This is a genomic window from Blautia sp. DFI.1.216 (assembly GCF_020594215.1).
Taxonomy (GTDB): Bacteria; Bacillota; Clostridia; order Lachnospirales; family Lachnospiraceae; genus Blautia_A; species Blautia_A wexlerae.
Map to the genome: position 1 here is coordinate 1 of NZ_JAJDML010000100.1, position 4,339 is coordinate 4,339.

General features: G+C 45.3%; 3 protein-coding genes. All 3 read left to right on the forward strand.

The window, feature by feature from the left end:
* The coding region (locus LJE11_RS18565) for an ATP-binding protein (RefSeq protein WP_227296371.1) at window positions 1–1,157 on the forward strand (1,157 nt) is incomplete at its 5' end.
* A complete protein-coding gene (locus LJE11_RS18570) occupies window positions 1,157–3,367 on the forward strand; it encodes a CD3337/EF1877 family mobilome membrane protein (RefSeq protein ID WP_055223599.1) in 2,211 nt (736 codons plus the stop codon). The genes LJE11_RS18565 and LJE11_RS18570, both read left to right, overlap by 1 nt.
* The coding region (locus LJE11_RS18575) for a C40 family peptidase (RefSeq protein ID WP_227296373.1) at window positions 3,364–4,339 on the forward strand (976 nt) is incomplete at its 3' end. The genes LJE11_RS18570 and LJE11_RS18575, both read left to right, overlap by 4 nt.

Here is a 4,339-nt window from a genome sequence, read left to right on the forward strand (position 1 = left end):
GTATCTATATGGGCTATTCCGTTGATACGGGAAGAAATGTGTACCTGCAACCGTCCCTTGCCAGTCAAGGTGTGAAAGGCACAGTTACCAACGCTTTAGCTTCTGCTTTTGTCGGTTCGCTTGGCGGTGGAAAATCGTTCTGTAACAATCTTCTGGTATATTATGCGGTGCTGTTTGGCGGTCAAGCAGTCATTTTAGACCCCAAAGCCGAGAGAGGCAACTGGAAAGAAACACTCCCAGAAATCGCCCATGAAATCAATATCGTAAACCTTACCAGCGACAAGGACAATGCAGGACTTCTTGACCCATTCGTGATTATGAAGAATGTAAAAGACGCTGAAAGTCTGGCAATCGACATCTTGACATTCCTTACGGGTATTTCTTCTAGGGACGGCGAAAAATTCCCCGTACTTCGTAAGGCGGTGCGTTCCGTTACCCAAAGCGAAAAAGGAGGACTGTTACACGTCATTGAAGAATTGCGAAAAGAAGATACACCAGTATCAAGAAATATCGCAGACCATATCGACAGTTTTACGGACTATGATTTTGCACACCTGCTGTTTTCGGACGGTACGGTAGAAAATGCTATCAGTCTGGATAATCAGCTCAATATCATTCAAGTAGCCGACCTTGTACTGCCAGATAAAGATACCACTTTTGAGGAATACACGACCATTGAATTATTGTCGGTGTCTATGCTGATTGTGATTAGTACCTTTGCCCTTGATTTTATCCATTCGGACAGAAGCATTTTTAAGATTGTAGACCTTGACGAAGCGTGGGCGTTCTTAAATGTGGCACAAGGAGAAACGCTCTCTAACAAGCTGGTTCGTGCTGGACGAGCTATGCAGGCAGGCGTGTATTTCGTTACACAATCTTCTGGGGACGTGGCAAAGGAAAGTCTGAAAAACAATATCGGCTTGAAGTTTGCCTTTAGAAGCACAGATATAAACGAGATAAAGCAGACCTTAGAGTTTTTCGGTATCGACAAGGACGACGAGAACAACCAGAAACGCTTGCGTGATTTGGAGAACGGACAATGCTTATTGCAGGACTTATACGGGCGTGTGGGTGTAGTACAGATACATCCCGTCTTTGAAGAACTGCTACACGCCTTTGATACCAGACCGCCCGTACAGAGAAATGAGGTGGAGTGATGAAAGAAAGGATAAAAGGTGCGTTCACAAAAAAGAAGATTTTCCACTTTCTCAAAATGGCTCTGTTTGTCGTGGCACTCTCCCTTATCCTGCTTTCACTTCTGGGGACGGTGGCTCATGCGACGGGGCTTGTGGACGATACCATAAACACAGAAAATCTTTACTCAAAATATCCCCTTTCCAACTACCAGCTTGATTTTTATGTAGATAATAGCTGGTCGTGGCTTCCGTGGAACTGGCTGGACGGGATTGGAAAATCGGTACAGTACGGGCTTTACTGCATTACCAACTTTGTCTGGACGATAAGCCTTTATTTGAGCAATGCCACGGGCTATGTGGTGCAGGAAGCCTATAAATTAGACTTCATTAACGATATGGCAGACAGTATCGGAAAGAGCATACAGACCCTTGCAGGTGTTACGGCAAACGGTTTTTCCAGCTCTGGCTTCTATGTTGGTTTTCTGCTTCTCATTATCTTAGTGGTGGGACTTTATGTTGCCTATACGGGACTGATAAAACGGGAAACAAGCAAAGCACTTCACGCCGTTATCAACTTTGTGGTGGTATTCGTGTTGTCTGCTTCATTTATTGCCTATGCTCCCGATTACATCAAAAAGATAAATGAGTTTTCATCAGACATCAGTACCGCTTCACTTGACTTGGGAACAAAAATCATGCTCCCCAACTCTGACAGCGAGGGCAAGGACAGCGTGGACTTGATACGGGACAGCTTATTTTCCATTCAAGTGGAACAGCCGTGGTTACTCTTACAATTCGGGAACAGCAACGCAGAGGAAATCGGGACAGACCGTGTGGAAGCTCTCGTATCGGCAAGCCCAGAGGACGAGGACGGCAAGACCAGAGAGGAAGTCGTGAAAACAGAAATCGAGGATAACGACAATAACAATCTGACGATACCGCAGGTGGTAAACCGTTTAGGTATGGTGTTCTTCCTCTTGTTCTTCAACTTAGGTATCACGATATTTGTATTCTTGCTTACGGGCATGATGTTATTTAGCCAGATACTTTTTATTATCTTCGCTATGTTCCTGCCTATTAGTTTCTTGCTCTCTATGATACCGAGCTATGAAAGCATGGCAAAGCAGGCAATCGTAAGGGTATTTAATACCATAATGACACGGGCAGGAATAACGCTCATTGTAACGGTGGCGTTCAGTATTTCCAGTATGTTTTATAACATATCTACGGACTATCCGTTTTTCATGGTGGCGTTCTTGCAGATAGTGTGTTTCGCTGGTATCTACATGAAGCTGGGCGACTTAATGAGTATGTTCTCTTTGAATGCTAACGACAGTCAAAGCATGGGACGCAGGATTTTCCGCAGACCGTATCTGTTTATGCGACATAGGGCTAGGCGTATGGAACACCGTATTGCAAGGGCAGTAAGTGCTGGCGGTATTTCGGGTGGTGTGGCTGGTGCGGTGGCTGGAAGTGCCGTTGCTGGCAAACGAGCGGAAAGAAAAAATACAGCTTCTAAAGAAAATCGGGGCAATACCACTTCCAGCATGGGACAGCGAGCAGGCTCAAAGGTGGGTGCTGTCTTAGATACGAAAAATAAAGTGAAAGACAAGGCAAATGCTGTCAAAGAAAACATCAAGGATATGCCGACACAGACCGCTTATGCGGTATATTCCGCAAAGGAAAAGGCAAAGTCCAGCGTATCAGATTTCAAGCGTGGCATGGTGCAGGAACAGAAGTCCAGACAGACGGGACGATTGGAAAAGCAGGAACAGCATAGACAAAATATCGCTGACAAGCGTATGGAGCTTCAAAAAGCACAAGAAGCTAGGCAGGCACAGCGAAAGGCTGACGGATCAGCGACAACGGGAGCTACCCGTCCCCATGAGCGACCAGCCACAGCTTCAACCATTCCAAAGCCGAGTACAGAAAAAACGCAGGAAATCAAACGCCCTGCCACAGCGACCACTTCAAAAGCAAGCGAGCCAGTCAAGACAAGTGTTATCAAAGAGCGTCCGTTATCTTCTGGTGCTTCTGATAGAAAAGCGTCCCAGCCTATACAGCCAGCACATAGGCAGAATGTAGAAAAAGTGGTATCGCAGGAAACACACCAGAATTACAAAGCAGAGCGTACCACAAAGGCACAGACCTTTGAACAATCAAAGCGTACAACGGAACATACCGAAAAGAACCGTAACCTTGTAATGAAGAAAGGACAGAAGAAAAAATGAAACTGAAACATATCGCTCTTATTGGCAGTCTGTTTCCTATCCTCTTTTCTCTGGTGCTGTTCTTTGGTGTCCTCATTAGTGCGGACAGCGACGACGAAAACAGCAACTTTTCTTCTGGCATTACGGTTATGAATTTATCCGCAGAAGTTTTGAAACATCAGCCTATGGTGGAAAAATACGCCAGAGAAAACGGTATCTCCGAGTATGTCAATGTGCTACTTGCTATCATTCAAGTAGAAAGTGGCGGTACGGCAGAAGATGTTATGCAGAGTTCGGAAAGTTTGGGACTACCACCCAACTCTTTAGATACCGAAAGTTCAATCAAGCAGGGGTGTAAATATTTTGCGTCCCTGCTTTCTTCCTGCCAAAATCAAGGTATCGACGACTTGAATGTAGCGATACAGTCCTATAATTATGGCGGTGGTTATGTGGGATATGTGGCAGGAAAAGGAAAGAAATATACCTTTAATCTTGCAGAGAGCTTCGCCCGTGAGAAATCGGGTGGAAAGAAAGTAACCTACACCAACCCGATAGCCGTTGCAAAGAACGGGGGCTGGCGGTATGGCTATGGAAATATGTTCTATGTGGAATTAGTCAATCAGTATTTAACTGTTCCGCAGGTATCGGGAGAGCTGGCACAAAAGGTAATGAATGAAGCGTTAAAATATCAAGGCTGGAAATATGTGTATGGCGGTAGCAATCCCAACACTTCCTTTGACTGCTCGGGACTGACGCAATGGTGTTATGGAAAAGCTGGTATCTCCTTACCGAGAACAGCACAAGCACAATATGACGCTACCCAACATCTTCCGCTTTCGCAGGCAAAGGCTGGGGACTTGGTGTTTTTCCATTCTACCTATAACGCTGGTACTTATGTAACGCACGTTGCAATTTATGTAGGGAATAACCAGATATATCATGCAGGCGACCCGATAGGATATGCAGACCTAAGTAGTAGTTACTGGCAACAGC

What these genes read in the sequence shown, in the direction of transcription:
- LJE11_RS18570 (WP_055223599.1), top strand. Translation starts at nt 1,157, where the DNA reads ATGAAAGAAAGGATAAAAGGTGCGTTCACAAAAAAGAAGATTTTCCAC.